The following is a 16,085-nucleotide window of genomic DNA, read 5'->3' as shown; positions in this document are numbered from 1 at the left end:
GGAAAAAGGGAACTCCAAATGAGTTCCCTTTTTTATTTTACATATTTAGTTCATTGACAACATTAATGAGCGAGTCGGAAGAAGAAGAGACTAGTGTAGCACCTTGCGATAATTCAGTGATTAAATTAGATATAGCTGAAATATCTCTAGATGTATTTACGTATTGCTGCTGAATGCCAGAAACTGCATCAGCAATATCATTAAATGACTTGGATAAACATTCTTGTGTATTGACACTATGTTGAATTTTTTGATCAACATTAGTAACTGAATTAGCCATAGTCGTAATATTACTTTCTGTTTCCTTAATAAGGTGAGAAACATTTTGGACGGCATTTTTTGTTTCCTCCGCAAGTTTACGAACTTCCTCAGCCACTACTGCAAAACCTTTCCCATGTTCTCCAGCTCGTGCAGCTTCAATAGAAGCATTTAATGCTAATAAATTGGTTTGATCAGCAATGCCTGTAACTAGCCCAACGATTTCAGAAATTTTTTGAGAAGAGGTACGTAGTTGGTTCATCGTTACCTCAAGACCATTGACACTTTGCAAAATAACTTGGATTAAATCATTTTGTTCTTTCAATTGCTGTTGGCCTCTTCTTGATTTTTCTTGTGTATCTGCTACGAAGTTCAATCCTTGCTTGGTTGCTACAGCAATATCATCTGTTTGTGAGGAAATCACTAATAATGATGCGGCTGTTTCTTCACTAATGGCATTAAGCTCTTCTGCAGTACTTTGGATCGTCGTTACAAGGGAATTTTTTGTTGCATCTGCTGCTGAGCGAATACGTTCTTCCTCTTTTTCATATGCCTCAATCACGAGTTGTTGCTCAAAATTAATGATTTTACAAAAAGCGTTTATAGCACGAATAGCATCTGTTTTAGAAATATCCACCTCGTTCACAAAGTTTGCAAAAGTAGTAGTGAGTGACTGGAATGAGGCAATATACCACTTTGACTGCAAGCCAATTCGAACGTGAGCCTCAGCAATGGCTTTTCGTTCAGCAATGTAGGCATCATTAATATGACTTTCAAAAATGTCACTTAAATGTTTATGTAACGTGATTTTCAAACGATCAATATGTGATGTTCTATTAATAATATCAAGTAAATCTTGGCTCAAATTAATGGCTACATAAAATTTCTCCACCATTTCAGGAATTAAGTCTTTAGCTAAAGGCTGTAGCTGCTTAATGATAGCTAAATCCTCAAGTGTTAAATTTAAAAGTTGTAATTGTTTTTGAAGATTGGGGTGGTTCAATACATCTAACTGTACACCGCTCTTAAAATTTTCAGGTGTTAATGTAATTGCGTAGCTAGAACTACTATTTTTTGAAAACCAACTCATTATTATTTGCTCCATTCTTAATATCCATAATAAATTGTAAGTAAATAAGCACTTTTGAAATTTGTTAGGTTTGTATATTTAATAAATAAATGGGATTAAATCTATTTTACTATTATTTGCTGAATATTTGGTTAAAAAATTGGATATTTCTTTATTTTTTTACTTTATTGTTAGTCCAAATGGTGAAGCGATGTAAATTTGAATTTAAAATAGGAAACCTGTAAAATACGAACTGTTTAGCAATCTAAAAATCGTACGAAAATAAAAAATGGAAGGAGGGGTGGTATGGAGAAAAAACGTTTTAAATTTGTTATTCCTGTCATGGTGATTGTTGCCATTGGTTCTGTTTATATGCTACGAAATTATCATGCTGAGGTACCAGATATTGAGCAATTATTAATTACCATATGTGCAGCTTTGGGATCAGGGGTATTAGCCTACTTTTTATTTCCACAGCAGGGTGATAATAAGATTGATGACAGAGGACCGTATTAATAGATTAAAAAAACTGCTCGTTTTCATTAAAACGAGCAGTCTTTTTATGGTTTAAACAGTTTAAACCAGCCTTTATGTTTAAAGACAGCCAACATAAAGATAACGATAATTATCATAATCCCAAGTACAATAAAATAGCTGTATTGCCCATGTAGCTCAGGCATGTTATCGAAATTCATCCCATACACACCAGCAATGAAGGTAAGTGGTATAAAGATAGTTGATACAATTGTTAAAGTCATCATAATGCCATTCATTCTGCTAGAACTCATAGCCATATAACTATCCCGCATGTCTGCTGTAAGCTCTCGATTAGATTCAACCATCTCTGTTAGCTTAAGTAGATGGTCGTAGATATCTCCAAAATAAGCTCTCTCCGATTTTTTTAGTGAGAAACGGTAAGAATTGAGAATGCGATATAAAAGATCACGCATTGGTAAAATAGTACGTCTTAAGTCAAGCAAGTCACTACGGAACTCGAAGACAATTTTCATGGCATTTACATTACTTTGGTATGTAAGTTCACCTTCTAAAGCATTTAGATGATCTTCAATTTTGTAAACGAGTGGAAAATAACTGTCAACAATTTTATCGATAGTTTGATACGTTAGGTATACAGTACCTCGCTCCCAATTCTTCGGTTGGTTTTCCAGCATCTTTTGCACCTTCTCTATCTCAGGGACAGGATTTTTATGGAAGGTTATGATGAATTTATTGGAGGCAAAAATATTAACCTCCTCCGCAGCTAACGTCTCTTCGTTTACCCGATGAATGACAAAGAAATGAAAATCATCATAAAAATCGAGCTTAGGACGCTGCAACCTCATTAAGCAATCTTCAATAGCGAGAGGGTGAAAGTGGAAAAATGTATCCAACAATGATTCCTCCTCGGCTGTAGGACAATTAAAATCAACCCAATACCATTCAAATTCTTGCTGATGTATCTCTTCTAATGGAAAATCCTTTAACAATTGTTGTTGCTTTGTAATGCCAATGGTGCTTATCACGGTTTTCACCTCAAATTATTTACTACAAAATAGTTAGCGCTCCTCTTTAAAGCATACCCAACCACCGAACAAAGTAGTGGCAAAAAATCTAGAAGGTTTAGTAAAACCCGCACTTTGTAAAAGTATTAAAATTTCTTCTTCACTCATAAAAGAAAGGGAACGAATGGATTTTTCCATCTCTGCTACATCGGATAAAGAAAGTCTAGTATGCTGTAGCCAATAAGAACGCCATAAATCAAATTGTAGTTCTGTTTCTAAAGAGCCTAGCTGACCATATTTTGAAACAAGGACAAATGGTGCTCCAGGTTTCAAATGTCTTGCTATTTCTGTTATTGTTTCGAGCTTTTCTTTATAATCATGAATAAAATGCAAGACGAGAACACAACTTGCCGCATCATACTGAGTAGAGGGCAGCGAAGCATCAAGTATTGTAGCCTGATGGAATGACATATCATTAGGAAGAGTGAGTAAACGCTCTTTAGCTATAGTAAGCATGGATTCTGATGGATCAATGCCAGTGAATGACCAGTGAGGTCTTCCTTCTGCAAGCTGTATAATTTCATTGCCACTTCCTGCTCCCACGACTAGCATGTTAGCATTTTCTGATAGCCTAGAATGATAAAAAGTTTGTATTAAACGTAGCATGGCATCATAACTAGGCAATGTACGGCGAATACCCTTTTCATATTCATTTGCTAATGTGTTGTTAAATTCCAACGCTCCTCACAGCCTTTCAAAAAAATTTTAAAAAATCTTTCTTAATGTGAAACTATTGCGGGTATAGTTCCGTAAATAGTAGTACATAAAACATAGAATAAAGTTCAAAGAAAGGGTTGATATATATGGAGACTAAATGGTCTAAAGTAATCATACACGCAAGTGCATTTTTTGCGCCATGGTTAGTGCCCATTATTTTCTTTTTAATTAGTTCGGATGAGGAAGTAAAGGCAATTTCTATTCAAGCACTGCTATTCCAAATTGTCATGGGTGTTTTAATTGCTATCTCTGTTGGTTTAAGCTTTGTCCTTATTGGCTTACCATTTTTAATCATTTTCGGCATTATGGTATTTGTGGTACCGATCATCGGTATCGTAAAAGCATTGTCTGATGAACCTTGGCGTTATCCAATTGTTGGTCGCTGGGTATAATTTTCATAGACGCAAGTATATGCTAGTTGCATATGCTTGCGTTTTTTCTATGACGAATAAGGGTACATTAGGTGTATAAGGAAATTATTAAACCGTAAACAAATGATCGAAAAAGGGCTCTTTTCGGCTCTTAAAAAGCCTTTTTCAAGACTTTCCACTTTTCTATGGGCGAAATCATTGCAATTTTTTTCAAGCGTTTTGTATAATATACTCAAAGAAAGTCAAAGATAGTCAAAGTCAGTGAAGCAAGCGAGGTGTATTCCTAAAATGCGTAATATATCAGACATCATAGAGGGTTACTTAAAGCAAGTACTTGAATTAGGTGGAGAAGGGCATATTGAAATTAAACGTAGTGAAATCGCTGATAAATTTCAATGTGTACCATCACAAATAAATTATGTTATTAATACAAGATTTACTGCCGAGCGGGGTTACCTTGTTGAGAGCAAACGTGGTGGTGGTGGATACATTCGAATTTTACGTGTCCGCGCGAATTCACAGATTGATTTAATCGACGATGTTCTCAGGCAAATTGAAGGTGGGGCATCACAAACAATGGCAGAAGATTTGGTTTATCGACTCATTGATGAGCAGGTAATTTCCAAGCGAGAAGCGAAATTAATGTTAGCAGCAATTGATCGCTCCACGATCGACTTGCATCTCCCCTTAAGAGATGTCATTCGATCAAAAATATTGCGAGCAATGCTGACAACAATAAAATATGAACAACAAAAATAGTGAGGTGATGGAAATGATATGCGAACATTGTAAACAACGTAATGCGACAGTTACAGTAACACAAGTTCAAAGTGGGCAAAAAGTAGAGCATCATTATTGTGACGTCTGCGCCTCACAATTCCATCCATTTCATGCAGAGTTTAAACAAGAGCCAGTATCTATTCAACAGTTATTGTCTAACTGGTTTGGCTCTCCTACATGGCAAAAGGTGGGGGAAAAACAACAGGTACAACCACAACAGCAAACATGCCCACAATGTGGATTTTCGTATAAGCAATTTTTAAAAGAAGGAAAATTCGGGTGCCCAAGCTGTTATGACACATTTGGAGATCATTTGCCAAAGCTTTTTAATCGTATTCAGGCAGGTCCACAACACATTGGAAAAATGCCTGGTGCTCGCAGTAATGTGTATGTTATTAAAAAGCAAATAGAAGATATCCGCAAGCGTATGAAATCCGCCGTAGATGAGGAACAGTTTGAAGAAGCGGCGAAGCTACGTGATGAAGTTAAAGAGCTAGAGAAGCATCTACAATTTGAAGGTGGTGATGTGACATGATGATTGAATCATTTTTAGAGCGTGCGACACCAACTTGGATGCATATCAAAGATGATTACTCAGATATCGTCATTAGTACACGGATCCGCCTTGCACGAAATTTAGATGGCTATCGTTTTCCATTAGCGTTTTCAGAAAATGAGGCACTGCAAGTGGAACAGGCCGTTACACATGCTGTCAGCGATAGCCCAACTCTTCAAAATGATTATGCTTATTTTGCTATAAAGGATTTAACCCCTTTACAGCGTCAAATTCTTGTAGAAAAGCATTTGATTAGCCCGCAACTGGCTAAAAAAGAGCAAGTGGGCTCTATACTACTCTCTGAAGACGAATCCGTTAGCATTATGGTGAATGAAGAGGATCATTTACGCATTCAATGTATGACAGCAAGTTTTCAACTTCAAAGTGCTTATGAACAAGCAAATAAGATTGATCGTATCCTAGAGAAAGTATTACCGTATGCTTTTCGAGATACTTTTGGTTATTTAACAAGCTGTCCAACGAATATTGGTACGGGTCTACGAGCATCCGTCATGATGCATTTACCCGCTCTTACATTAACTGGGCAAATGAATCAAATTATAAATGCCATGACACGCTTAGGAATGACTGTAAGAGGTATATATGGTGAAGGAAGCGAAAATTTAGGGAATGTTTATCAAGTGTCTAACCAAATTACACTTGGGAAGACAGAGGAAGATATTTTAGCAGATATACAAAGTGTCGCTGAAAAGATTATTCAAAAAGAGCGGCATGCAAGAGGTAAATTAATGGAAAAGGCAGAGCTTGCGCTAGAAGATCGCGTATATCGAGCTTTAGGTACCCTTACACATGCAAGAATTTTAACAAGTGAGGAAGCTGCTACTTGCCTATCTAATGTTCGTTTAGGAGTAGATTTACAATTGATTGATGGTATACAAACAACGACCTTAAATGAATGTGTTGTTAGTATGCAACCAGGTTTTTTACAGCACTATGCAGGTGAGGCATTACCACCTGCTGAGCGGGATCGTGTACGAGCGGAGATGCTTCGTGAGACATTATCTCAAGAACATGCGAATAAGCCTATAAATGGGGAAAAAGGAGAGGATTTATATGATGTTTAATCGTTTTACACAACGCGCGCAAAAAGTATTACAGCTTGCTCAGGAAGAGGCTATTCGTTGGAAGCACGAATCTATCGGTACAGAGCATATTCTATTAGGGCTTATACGTGAAGGCGGCGGTATTGCTGCGAAAGCGTTAGAAGCCATTGATATTAGTCCTCAAATGATTGAAGCTGGCATTGAAGAATTAGTTGGTAAAGGCAAAGAAGATGTCGGTCCAATCGTTCATTATACACCAAGAGCTAAAAAAGTAATTGAATTATCTGTTGATGAGTCACGTAAACTAGGTCACTCCTATATCGGTACAGAGCATCTATTATTGGCGCTTATACGTGAGGGTGAGGGCGTGGCAGCTCGCGTTTTAAACAATGCGGGAGTCGGTTTAAATAAAGCTCGCCAGCAAGTATTATTGCTATTAGGTAATAATGATAATGCACAATCTGGTCAACAAGCAGCCCAAGCTGCCAATACACCAACATTAGATAGCCTAGCACGTGATTTAACACAAATTGCACGTGAAGGTACTTTAGACCCTGTTATTGGCCGAAGCAAGGAAATTACACGAGTTATTGAAGTTTTATCGCGTCGTACGAAAAATAACCCTGTATTGATTGGTGAGCCAGGTGTTGGTAAAACAGCGATTGCTGAAGGATTGGCACAGCAAATTATTAATAACGAGGTGCCAGAAATCCTTCGTGACAAACGTGTAATGACACTAGATATGGGGACAGTTGTTGCAGGTACAAAATATCGTGGAGAATTTGAAGATCGTTTGAAAAAAGTGATGGATGAAATTCGCCAAGCAGGCAACATCATTTTATTTATTGACGAATTGCATACATTAATTGGTGCGGGCGGTGCTGAAGGTGCGATTGATGCATCAAATATCTTAAAACCTTCTTTAGCACGTGGGGAGCTTCAATGTATTGGTGCCACAACACTTGATGAGTATCGCAAGTACATTGAAAAGGATGCGGCCTTAGAGCGTCGTTTCCAACCAATCCAAGTGGATGAGCCGACAGTGGAAGAGGCTATTCTAATTATTCAAGGCTTACGCGATCGTTATGAAGCGCATCACCGTGTGAAAATTACAGATGAAGCGATTGAAGCAGCGGCAAAAATGAGTGATAGATATATTTCTGACCGATTCTTACCAGATAAAGCGATTGACTTAATCGATGAAGCAGGTTCTAAAGTACGCTTACGCTCATTCGCAGTACCACCAAACTTAAAGGCGCTTGAGGATAAGCTTGAAAATGTTCGTTCTGAAAAAAATGCAGCCGTATCAGGTCAAGAATTTGAAAAGGCAGCAGCGCTAAGAGATACAGAGCAAAAGCTGAAGGATGAAATTGAAGCTACTCGAAAAAATTGGAAAGAAGAGCAAGGTAAAGCCGAATCTAAAGTGACTGTGGATGATGTAGCAGCAGTTGTATCAATGTGGACAGGAATCCCAGTAGCTAAAATTGCTTCTGAAGAATCTTCGAAGTTATTACAGCTTGAAGAAGAGTTACACAAACGTGTAGTAGGGCAAGGAGAAGCAGTAGAAGCGATTTCTCGTGCAATACGTCGTGCAAGAGCAGGCTTAAAAGATCCAAAACGACCAATTGGCTCATTTATCTTCTTAGGACCTACAGGCGTTGGTAAAACAGAGCTTGCAAGAGCACTTGCTGAGGTAATGTTTGGCGATGAGGATGCGATGATTCGTGTTGACATGTCCGAGTACATGGAGAAACATTCGACTTCTCGTTTAGTAGGTTCACCTCCGGGCTATGTAGGCTTCGATGATGGTGGCCAACTGACAGAGAAAGTTCGCCGTAAGCCATATTCAGTCGTTTTATTAGATGAAATTGAAAAGGCACACCCTGATGTATTCAATATTCTATTGCAAGTGCTTGAAGATGGTCGTTTAACAGACTCTAAGGGACGTGTAGTAGACTTCCGCAATACAGTGGTCATTATGACTTCAAACGTTGGTGCGGATGCATTAAAATACCAAAAGAACCTTGGTTTCAATGTAGGTGGTGCAGAGTCTAAGCATAAAGACATGAAAGGTACGATGTTAGAAGAATTGAAAAAAGCATTCCGTCCAGAATTCTTAAACCGTATCGATGAAATGATTGTCTTCCACGCATTAGAAAAAGAGCACTTAAAAGAAATCATTGCGATGATGGGCAATGCTTTAACAAAACGCTTGCAAGAGCAAGACATTTCGTTAGAGCTGACTGATGCAGCACTTGAAAAAATTGCTGAAGAAGGCTATGACCCTCAATATGGTGCTCGTCCTTTACGTCGTGCATTACAAAAACAAGTAGAGGATCGATTATCAGAAGAATTACTAAAGGGTAATGTAGAAAAGGGTAATCAGGTTGTCATTGATTACGTAAACGATGAGTTTGTTGTAAAGAAAAAAGAGGGAGTTTCCATCTCTAAATAATTTCAAGGAAAGACAGTAAGGCTTTAAGTGCCAAGCTGTCTTTTTTTCTGTACAATTAAGGATAAGAACAAATATTCGAGGTGAAAGCAATTTGGCAAAGAAAAAAACGAAATTTGTATGTTCAGGCTGTGGCTATGAATCTGCTAAATGGATGGGAAGATGCCCTGGGTGTGGTGAATGGAATAAAATGGTAGAAGAAGTAGAAATGGTTGCAAAAGGCCCACGTGGAGCATTTCAACATTCTGCTACAGTTACTCAAAAGGCAATCCCGATTATCCAAGTGGAAGCTACTGAAGAATCGCGCGTAGCAACAGAAATGGGCGAACTCAATCGTGTATTAGGCGGTGGCATTGTACCTGGTTCTCTAGTATTAATTGGGGGTGATCCTGGAATAGGGAAATCAACATTACTATTACAGGTTTCCGCATTACTCTCGAATAAAGGGCATCGCGTACTTTATATTTCTGGAGAGGAATCTATTCGTCAAACGAAATTACGAGCAGAGCGTTTAGGAGTGATTTCTCAAGAGCTCTACATATACTCCGAAACAAACCTAGAGTTTTTAAACCAAACCATTGATGAAGTACAACCTAAATTTGTCATTGTGGATTCCATACAAACGGTCTTTCATCCAGAAGTAACAAGCGCCCCAGGTAGTGTCTCACAGGTTCGTGAATGTACAGCCGAGCTGATGCGAATCGCTAAAACAAAAGGTATTGCTATTTTTCTAGTAGGGCATGTCACAAAAGAGGGACAAATTGCAGGGCCACGTATTTTAGAGCATATGGTGGATACTGTACTGTACTTTGAAGGGGAGAGACATCATAATCATCGTATTTTACGAAGCCAAAAAAACCGCTTCGGATCTACAAATGAAATTGCTATATTTGAAATGCTTCAAGGTGGGTTAAAGGAAGTTCTAAACCCTTCTGAGTTATTTTTACAGGAGCGTTCACAAGGTGCGGCGGGGTCAACTATTGTAGCCTCAATGGAGGGGACAAGGCCAATCCTTGTTGAAATTCAATCCTTAGTTACGCCTACGAGCTTTAACTATCCTAAACGTATGGCCACAGGTGTCGATCAAAACCGAGTACAATTGCTAATGGCTGTACTAGAAAAGCGTATGGGTCTCATGCTACAAGCTCAGGATGCATATATTAAAGTTGCTGGTGGTGTCAAGCTGGATGAGCCAGCAATAGATTTAGCGGTGTTGACAAGCATTGTATCTAGTTTTAAGGATCAGGCAGTGCGTGCAACGGATTGCTTTATTGGTGAGGTCGGACTGACAGGTGAGGTCCGTCGGGTATCACGTATAGAACAGCGAGTCATTGAAGCGGCGAAGCTTGGATTTAAAAGAGCTTTCATTCCTTCTTCGAATATTGGTGGTTGGGAATTTCCGCAGGGAATTGAAATTGTTGGTGTAGAAACGATAAAAGATGCACTAAATGCATGCTTTAGAGAGTTATAAAGGAGGTTGTGCATGTTGGATATTATTCTGACATGCATTTTCCTTCATTTTTAATGCTAATATCGGAAACTCATATAAAAGAATAAACGTCCTAAATAATAGCTGATGAATGAATAAAGGATTTCATCTAGTACGAACAAAATAGAAGTTTGTAAAATTTTGTCTAACTATCTTATCCTTGTTTCACAACATCAAAAATAATGAGATTTTGACTGAGCTCATGAAAGATTTTCTACCGTAAACTATGTATAATCTTAACTAACAATTAGGAGGTGACAGCTTGTGAAAAAATTTGTTCAAATTGCGTTTTTACTGATTGGAGGAGCATTGGGCCTTGTTTTCTTACCGCCATTATACGAATTGCTTCATTTATCATCTAATCCTTGGCTAGATAATCCTTATGTATCAGTAGCTCTAGGCGCACTTTTACTGTTTACACTATCTTTTGCATTTTCCGATTACTTTGTAAGGCTCATTAGCTGGATGGAAGAAGTTCTGTTTAAGGTTCCTATCGGAGATTTATTATTTGGTACGTTTGGTTTAATAATTGGGTTGATTGTCGCTTACTTTTTAGGCTTTGCCATTGATAGTGTACCATTCCCTATTATTTCGGAAGTATTTCCAATTATCCTGTCATTTGTATTAGGGTATTTAGGGTTCCGTCTAGGTTTTAGAAAAAGAGATGAGCTCATACAGCTTTTTACATTACGTAGTACCAATACGAAGAAAAAAGCTGCTGAAGGTGCTGAAGCTCAAGAGGTTCGTGGAAGCTACAAACTGCTAGATACAAGTGTAATTATTGATGGTCGTATTGCTGATATTTCTGAAACAGGCTTCATTGAGGGTATATTAGTTGTACCTCAATTTGTGCTCACAGAGCTTCAGCATATAGCTGATTCATCTGATACCTTAAAGCGCACAAGAGGTCGGCGTGGTTTAGATATTTTAAAAAAATTACAAGATGAGCGTAAGACAAAAGTTGAAATTACGGACGAGGATTTTGAAGATGTACAAGAGGTAGATTTAAAGCTTGTCCGTCTTGCAAAAAAAATGGGCAATGATACATGCATCGTTACCAATGATTTTAACCTGAATAAAGTCTGTGAGCTCCATCATGTAAAAGTGTTAAATATCAATGATTTAGCGAATGCAGTGAAACCTGTAGTTATACCAGGTGAAGATATGCAGGTTGTGGTTATAAAGGATGGCAAAGAGCATAACCAAGGAGTTGCCTATTTAGATGATGGTACGATGATAGTGGTTGAAGGTGGTCGTAGTTATATCGGACAGGCAATTACAGTTACAGTTACTAGTGTGCTGCAAACATCGGCAGGTCGTATGATATTTGCTAAGCCGAAGGACGATTAGGATGTGGGGAAATGCAATATGAAGTGGTTCTACCTGCTGCCGGAAGTGGAAAGCGTATGGGTGCAGGGCAAAATAAATTATTTTTAAAGCTTTTAGAGAAACCTATTCTGGTACACACGCTAGAAGTGTTTCAACAAGATCCCGCTTGCACAGGTATTTGGCTCGCTGTAAAACCAGAAGAACGTGGATTTATTCAAAAAATGCTAGAGGACTATAGGATTACCAAAGTGAAGGGTTTACCTGATGGGGGTGCTGAGCGACAGCATTCGGTTCATTCGTGTATGAAAGAGATGCAACAGGTAGATATTGTGCTTGTCCACGATGCAGCACGCCCGTTTATTACGCATGATATCATTGCAAAGCTTGTACAGAACGCGCATCATCACGGTGCAGCAATTGCAGGGGTTCGTGCGAAAGATACGATGAAAAAAGTATCAATGAATGGCATTATAGAGGAAACGGTTGATCGAGAAAGCCTTTGGATGGTACAAACTCCACAAGCATTCCGTTTTGAATTAATTATGGAAGCGGAGGACGTAGCTGAAAAAGTAGGTTTTCTTGGGACAGATGAGGCAATGCTAATGGAGCGTCTCGGACATCAGGTACACATCGTAGAAAGTAGTTATGAAAATGTAAAAATGACAACACAAGAAGACTTAGTATTTGGTGAGGCAATCTTGCGTAAGCGTGGATCATTCAATCATTAGGAAATATTATTTATAGAGGCTATTCATTCGTAGTTTGTTAAGGATGGATAGTCTTTTTTATTTGTTTTGTTTGGTAAAAATTATATGGTCAGAATGCCTTATTGCTTCGTAATCTGTTCATCCATATATGTATGATAATAATGACATAACTGCTAGTCGAATTAGAAACGAAGGCGTAGAAGAGAATAAAAAGTTGGAATGCTCCAATAAAGTGGATTTTATCCATGTGTGATCGTTTTACGTGTAAAATGAAATAGTGGATATATGATTAATAAGGTAATAGAATAGATGAAAAGATGTGAGGGGTGTTTATTGTGTCATTAAATGATTGGTTAAATCAAAAGGTTCCAGAAATTACAGGTTCATTAACTAGTATAAATAAACAGTACATCGACGTTGACAACTCAATAGGCTTTGATGGACGAGATCGGGTTATAAAAATAATAGATAATTTCCATGAGGTGCTGTTTCCTGGCATTTATATGACAAGACCTATTGATGAAACAAGGGTGAACGTAGTTTGCAGTAATAAGCTGCGTGAAACAGCATTAGATTTGCGGGATATTATCGAAAAAGTATTATTTTATAATATGGAGGATAGTGATCCTGCCAATTGCGAGAAGTATTGCCGTGAACAAGCAGACAAAATTGTTATGAATTTGATTAATCGATTTCCTGCCATTCGCCAAGTGCTACAAACAGATATTCAAGCGGCATATAATGGTGACCCAGCAGCTCTTTCCACAGAGGAAATTTTGCTAAGCTATCCATCTATTGTAGCTGTTTATATTCACCGCATCGCACATGAGTTATACGAAATGGGTGTACAAATTGTGCCTCGAATTATGTCAGAATATGCGCACCGATTAACGGGTATCGATATTCATCCAGGGGCTACAATAGGAGAATCATTCTTTATTGACCACGGAACAGGTGTCGTTATCGGTGAAACTTGTACTATCGGTAAGAATGTAAAAATTTATCAAGGTGTAACATTAGGTGCACTAAGCTTCCCATTGGATGAAAATGGTAATCCAATTAAGGGCATTAAACGTCATCCGAATATTGCCGACAATGTTGTCATTTATGCTGGTGCTACTATCTTAGGGGGCGAGACGACGATTGGGCACGATTCCGTTTTAGGAAGTAATATTTGGCTAACACACTCTGTTCCCCCTTATTCACGTGTTTATAATTCACAGCCATCTCCGAATATTAGCAACAGTCAAATGAAAAATATAGAGTATCATATTTAAAGAATGTGGGGCAGTCTAGAGAGTGTAGCTTTCTAAACTGCCCATTACTGCTATAGGAGGATAATTATTAAAGCGCTTTTCAAACAACCTAGGGCAAATTTTGATATGATAATGATAAATATTAATTAAAGGAAGATGAATATGTTTCGAATTGGACAAGGTTTTGACGTACATGCATTTGAAGAAGGTCGTCCATTAATTATTGGTGGCATTACCATTCCGCATGAAAAAGGACTAGTAGGACATTCAGATGCGGATGTTCTCTTACACACTGTCACAGATGCGGCTCTAGGAGCAATTGGAGAAGGGGATATTGGCCGTCATTTTCCAGATACAGACCCTGCATTTAAGGACGCGGACTCAGCAAAATTATTAGAGTACATTTGGAAGATCGTTGAGAATAAGGGTTATTCTCTAGGTAATGTCGATTGTACCATTATGGCACAGCGTCCTAAAATGGCCCCCTATATTGGACAGATGCAACAACGTATCGCTGAATTATTACATGCAGAGCCTTCACAGGTAAATGTTAAAGCAACTACAACTGAACGATTAGGTTTTACAGGTCGCGAGGAAGGTATTGCGACAATGGCAACAATTCTATTGATCAAGAAATAAATGTGGATGAACCCCGCTTTTATTTCCTGTAACAGAGTGGTAAAATGAACAAAGTCAATTTTTGATCGAAAATTTAGGAGGCTTTTAATTATGACGAAAGAAGTTCGCGTTCGTTACGCGCCATCTCCAACAGGTTATTTACATATCGGTGGAGCGCGTACAGCATTATTCAATTATTTATATGCAAAACATCATAACGGTAAATTCATTGTACGTATTGAAGATACGGATATTGAACGTAATGTAGAGGGCGGAGAAGCATCTCAGCTAGATAACCTAAAATGGTTAGGTATTGAATATGATGAGTCCATTGATATTGGTGGACCTTATGCGCCTTATCGTCAAATGGAACGTCTTGATATTTATAAAGAGCACGCTGAAAAACTATTAGAACAAGGTGTAGCCTACAAGTGTTTCTGTTCTTCTGAAAAGCTTGAAGCATCTCGTGAAGAACAAAAAGCAAGAGGTGTAGCTGCTCCTACTTATGATGGTACATGTCGCCACTTATCAGCAGATGAAATCGCTGCTAAAGAAGCGGCAGGTGAGCCATACACAATCCGTATGCGTGTACCTGAAAATGTAACATACGAATTTGAAGATTTAGTTCGTGGACAAGTTACCTTTGAGTCTAAAGATATTGGTGATTGGGTACTTGTAAAAGCAAATGGTATTCCAACATATAACTATGCAGTTGTTTTAGATGATCACTTTATGGAAATCTCTCACGTTTTCCGCGGTGAGGAGCATTTATCGAATACACCAAAGCAAATGATGATTTTTGATGCATTTGGTTGGGAATATCCACGCTTTGGACATATGACATTAATTATTAACGAAAACCGTAAAAAACTATCTAAGCGTGATGAATCGATTATTCAATTTGTTACGCAATATAAAGATTTAGGTTATCTTCCTGAAGCGATGTTTAACTTCTTTGCGCTACTTGGTTGGTCTCCAGAGGGAGAAGAAGAGATTTTCTCAAAAGAAGAATTTATCAAAATTTTTGATGAAAAACGTCTTTCAAAATCACCATCTATGTTCGATAAACAAAAGCTAACATGGATGAATAATCAATATATTAAAAAGTTGTCTTTGGAAGAAGTTGTAGCTTTATCTTTACCACATCTACAAAAAGCAGGCTTATTACCTGAAGAGCTTACTGCAGAGCAACATGCTTGGGCGACGGATTTAATCGCACTTTATCATGACCAAATGAGCTTTGGTGCAGAAATTGTCGAATTATCTAGCCTATTCTTTAACGACCATATTGAATATGATGAAGAAGCAAAAGAGGTTTTAGCAGGAGAGCAAGTACCTGAAGTAATGGCGGCATTTAAAGCACAATTGGAAGAGCTAGAAGAGTTTACACCAGATGCGGTAAAAGCTGCGATTAAAGCTGTACAAAAGACAACTGGTCATAAAGGTAAAAATCTGTTCATGCCAATCCGTGTTGTGACAACAGGTGAAACACATGGACCAGAGTTGCCGAACGCCATTTGTTTAATTGGTAAAGAGAAAGCAATTGACCGTGTAGAAAAATTTGCACAATAAAGATAAATTTATTGACAATTCATTCTTTCGTTGTAAAATGTATTTACATTGAAAAAGCGTTGATAAGGAGAAGTAAGTGGCGCATGCTCTTAAGAGAGGACCATCATCGGCTGAAAGTGGTCTGAGCCTAGGCAAAACTGAAATGCACCTTTGAGCATAAAGCTGAACGAGAGTAGGCTTTATCGAGTCATCCCCGTTAATGGATGTCCAAAGTGGAAGACCTTTTGTCTTCAATCAGAGTGGAACCACGCAAATCGAGCGTCTCTGTCATTCCTTTTAGGAGTG

At 38.2% G+C, this 16,085-nt stretch carries 15 protein-coding genes, 1 pseudogene and 1 other annotated feature; of the genes and pseudogenes, 12 read left to right on the top strand and 4 right to left on the bottom strand.

All coding sequences use genetic code 11. The annotated features are described in order from the left end of the window. Window positions 1-37: 37 nt before the first annotated feature. Together BFM98_RS24695 and BFM98_RS24690 are read right to left on the bottom strand one after the other, a co-directional pair. A complete protein-coding gene (locus BFM98_RS24695; protein ID WP_254660073.1) occupies window positions 38-682 on the bottom strand; it encodes a methyl-accepting chemotaxis protein in 645 nt (214 codons plus the stop codon). 120 nt (window positions 683-802) lie between these two features. Then, a pseudogene (locus tag BFM98_RS24690) lies at window positions 803-1,348 on the bottom strand (protoglobin domain-containing protein); the annotation flags it as partial. 285 nt (window positions 1,349-1,633) lie between these two features. Here BFM98_RS24690 and BFM98_RS21125 point away from each other — a divergent pair. Continuing rightward, on the top strand, window positions 1,634-1,843 hold the full coding sequence (locus BFM98_RS21125; protein WP_066038316.1) for a hypothetical protein: 210 nt from the start codon (window positions 1,634-1,636) through the stop codon (window positions 1,841-1,843). A gap of 44 nt (window positions 1,844-1,887) precedes the next feature. Here the strand turns inward: BFM98_RS21125 and corA are convergent, their stop codons facing one another. Then, window positions 1,888-2,850 carry a magnesium/cobalt transporter CorA gene (gene corA, locus BFM98_RS21120; protein WP_048395530.1) on the bottom strand — a complete coding sequence of 321 codons (963 nt, stop codon included), beginning with the start codon at window positions 2,848-2,850 and terminating at the stop codon, window positions 1,888-1,890. Window positions 2,851-2,883: 33 nt separating this feature from the next. After that, complete coding sequence (locus tag BFM98_RS21115) at window positions 2,884-3,567, bottom strand: class I SAM-dependent methyltransferase (protein WP_054548954.1); 684 nt, start codon at window positions 3,565-3,567, stop codon at window positions 2,884-2,886. A gap of 125 nt (window positions 3,568-3,692) precedes the next feature. On the opposite strand from BFM98_RS21115, the gene BFM98_RS21110 reads away from it, so the two are divergent. The 11 genes from BFM98_RS21110 (at window position 3,693) to gltX (ending at window position 15,800) form a co-directional block, all read left to right on the top strand. Further along, a complete protein-coding gene (locus BFM98_RS21110) occupies window positions 3,693-3,998 on the top strand; it encodes a DUF4870 domain-containing protein (protein ID WP_048395538.1) in 306 nt (101 codons plus the stop codon). 267 nt (window positions 3,999-4,265) lie between these two features. Then, window positions 4,266-4,736, top strand: a complete 471-nt coding sequence (locus BFM98_RS21105; protein ID WP_004233573.1) for a CtsR family transcriptional regulator — start codon at window positions 4,266-4,268, stop codon at window positions 4,734-4,736. Window positions 4,737-4,749: 13 nt separating this feature from the next. After that, complete coding sequence (locus tag BFM98_RS21100) at window positions 4,750-5,292, top strand: UvrB/UvrC motif-containing protein (protein ID WP_004233574.1); 543 nt, start codon at window positions 4,750-4,752, stop codon at window positions 5,290-5,292. Then, complete coding sequence (gene mcsB, locus BFM98_RS21095) at window positions 5,289-6,398, top strand: protein-arginine kinase McsB (protein WP_048395539.1); 1,110 nt, start codon at window positions 5,289-5,291, stop codon at window positions 6,396-6,398. The genes BFM98_RS21100 and mcsB overlap by 4 nt, the downstream gene beginning before the upstream one ends. After that, complete coding sequence (locus tag BFM98_RS21090; RefSeq protein ID WP_048395540.1) at window positions 6,388-8,832, top strand: ATP-dependent Clp protease ATP-binding subunit; 2,445 nt, start codon at window positions 6,388-6,390, stop codon at window positions 8,830-8,832. The genes mcsB and BFM98_RS21090 overlap by 11 nt, the downstream gene beginning before the upstream one ends. Window positions 8,833-8,923: 91 nt before the next feature. Next, complete coding sequence (gene radA / locus BFM98_RS21085; RefSeq protein WP_004233577.1) at window positions 8,924-10,300, top strand: DNA repair protein RadA; 1,377 nt, start codon at window positions 8,924-8,926, stop codon at window positions 10,298-10,300. Between the two features lie 282 nt (window positions 10,301-10,582). Further along, window positions 10,583-11,668, top strand: a complete 1,086-nt coding sequence (locus BFM98_RS21080; protein ID WP_066038315.1) for a PIN/TRAM domain-containing protein — start codon at window positions 10,583-10,585, stop codon at window positions 11,666-11,668. 11 nt (window positions 11,669-11,679) lie between these two features. Further along, on the top strand, window positions 11,680-12,375 hold the full coding sequence (ispD, locus tag BFM98_RS21075) for a 2-C-methyl-D-erythritol 4-phosphate cytidylyltransferase (RefSeq protein ID WP_048395541.1): 696 nt from the start codon (window positions 11,680-11,682) through the stop codon (window positions 12,373-12,375). Between the two features lie 314 nt (window positions 12,376-12,689). After that, window positions 12,690-13,631 carry a serine O-acetyltransferase EpsC gene (epsC, locus tag BFM98_RS21070; protein ID WP_004233580.1) on the top strand — a complete coding sequence of 314 codons (942 nt, stop codon included), beginning with the start codon at window positions 12,690-12,692 and terminating at the stop codon, window positions 13,629-13,631. A gap of 141 nt (window positions 13,632-13,772) precedes the next feature. After that, on the top strand, window positions 13,773-14,249 hold the full coding sequence (ispF, locus tag BFM98_RS21065) for a 2-C-methyl-D-erythritol 2,4-cyclodiphosphate synthase (protein WP_066038314.1): 477 nt from the start codon (window positions 13,773-13,775) through the stop codon (window positions 14,247-14,249). 90 nt (window positions 14,250-14,339) lie between these two features. After that, window positions 14,340-15,800 carry a glutamate--tRNA ligase gene (gltX, locus tag BFM98_RS21060; protein ID WP_066038313.1) on the top strand — a complete coding sequence of 487 codons (1,461 nt, stop codon included), beginning with the start codon at window positions 14,340-14,342 and terminating at the stop codon, window positions 15,798-15,800. A gap of 50 nt (window positions 15,801-15,850) precedes the next feature. Beyond that, window positions 15,851-16,069 (top strand) — a binding site (T-box leader). Window positions 16,070-16,085: the final 16 nt, after the last annotated feature.

Source organism: Lysinibacillus sp. AR18-8 (assembly GCF_001705465.1).
GTDB classification, from domain to species: domain Bacteria; phylum Bacillota; class Bacilli; order Bacillales_A; family Planococcaceae; genus Lysinibacillus; species Lysinibacillus capsici.
The sequence above is the reverse complement of the archived record's forward strand: the minus strand, read 5'-3'. Positions and strand labels throughout refer to the sequence as shown.